The 1788-nt window shown below is 48.8% G+C and carries 2 protein-coding genes and 1 pseudogene; all 3 read right to left on the bottom strand.

What is annotated here, in order from left to right; genetic code table 11:
• Nucleotides 1-123: 123 nt before the first annotated feature.
• Complete coding sequence (locus ACLHZ1_RS20415) at nucleotides 124-459, bottom strand: YqhA family protein (protein ID WP_427263517.1); 336 nt, start codon at nucleotides 457-459, stop codon at nucleotides 124-126.
• 33 nt (nucleotides 460-492) lie between these two features.
• Complete coding sequence (locus ACLHZ1_RS20410; protein WP_427263516.1) at nucleotides 493-1515, bottom strand: CNNM domain-containing protein; 1023 nt, start codon at nucleotides 1513-1515, stop codon at nucleotides 493-495.
• A 153-nt stretch (nucleotides 1516-1668) separates the two neighbouring features.
• Nucleotides 1669-1788 (bottom strand): annotated as a pseudogene (locus ACLHZ1_RS20405) (IS1595 family transposase); the annotation flags it as partial.

The raw sequence follows: 1788 nt of genomic DNA, 5'->3' as shown, positions 1-1788 counted from the left end.
AGATCGGCGAGGCCGATAGCCTGGAAAAACTCGAAGCCCTGCTACCCTGGAACGTCCCGCTGGAGCCCATTGCAAAAAAAGTGGCGCAATACAACGAAGGCAAGTAGGTCGATTTAGCGGCGCTTACAGTTTTCCGAGCCAGCCCAGCTTGTCCTCGCTCTCCCCCACATCCAGGCGGGAGACAAAGTTTTCATAACCCGAAAACATGACCATGACGATGAGTCCGCCCACCAAGGCGATGTCGATCAGCGACAGGGTGACCAGCACCAGGTCAACCTCACGGATCGCCAGAATATTGGGCAGGACATGCAGTATCTCCTGGAAAAATTTGATGCCCAATGCCAGCAGGATCAGGCTCAGGCCGAGATAGATGGGGGCCATGATCCAGCGTGAGGAATACATCAGCTTTTCAAAAATACGTTCCATAAATAAATATCGATAACCTGTCTGATGGTACAAATGGGTGAGATCTCATGGGGAAGTCAATGCCCATTAATCCTCGTTGATATGCTTCATTCTGTGTTGCCAACGACGCTTGGCAAAGCGCCTCATATTGGGAATTTCATCCGTCTCATCCATGATGGGTTTGCCAATGATGGTCTCGATAACATCTTCCATCGTCACCAAGCCCAGCCAGGTACCGTACTCGTCATACACGAGAAACATATGCTGCCTCTCTTGCATGAACTGGCTCATGACACTTTCAACATTCACCTTGTCCGTCACTATGGTAACCGGCTTGACAAGGCTGGATACCGTCTCTGTATGGTCCGCGTTGATCACGTCATAGCGAAATACCAATCCTAATGGATTTTCATCCTTATCAATGACAGGGTAGCGAGAAAAACGATTGGCATGCGCATGATTGGCAAAATCAGCCACCGTCATATCCGGGCTGACAATCTGGCACACGGTACGGGGCGTCATAATATCTCGCACACTGGTTTCATGAAGATCCAGAATATTGGCAATCGTGCGCTGCTCATCCTCATCGAGCTTGTTCATCTCACGACCAAGCATCGCAAGTGCCTTGATCTCCTGCCGTATATCATGTTCCGGGGTATGGGCACCGAACAATTTCATCACCTGATCGGAAATCCAAATAAACGGCTTGAGCAAGAACATCATGCCATTCAACAATCCAGGCAATATCGGCGCCAATGCACGCCAATGGCGAGCACCAATGGATTTTGGCATTATCTCTGATAGCACGAGGATCAACACTGTCATCACAGCAGATGCCATCCCCAGATAACCATCCCCAAAAACGATGGTCACCTGCGCGCCGACACCTGTGGCACCAACGGTATGAGCAACCGTATTAAGGGTCAAAATCGCAGCCAATGGCTGATCTATCTTGTCTTTCAGCAGGCGCATGCGCTCATAAAGCCTGGGATTGGACAGCTTCAGTTGAGCTATATAACTGGGGGTAATCGAGAGGAGGGCTGCCTCCAGGATGGAACATAGAAAGGAAACACCAATAGACAATACAGCGAATGCTATAAGTAAACTCATGAAACGGGAACGGACCTCTGCGTGGTTTGAATAAACCAGATTCTAGCGACATTCAAGGGACAGATGCAACGAATATCTCGGCAGGGAAATAATTAAAAAACAGTTTACTTTCAATCACTTATCAAAATCAAGTCTGTTTATTCCATTTCCTGATTACCCATGACCCTCAGCCAGCTTCAAGAGCCGATATGGCATCGGAGGGCTTGCCACGACTGCATGCCCCAATTCAACCAACATGCTCTTGAGGTCAAAACGATGATTAAACCGGAAGCA

It is taken from the genome of Aeromonas sobria (genome assembly GCF_050266975.1).
GTDB lineage: Bacteria > Pseudomonadota > Gammaproteobacteria > Enterobacterales > Aeromonadaceae > Aeromonas > Aeromonas sobria_B.
The sequence above is the reverse complement of the archived record's forward strand: the minus strand, read 5'-3'. Positions and strand labels throughout refer to the sequence as shown.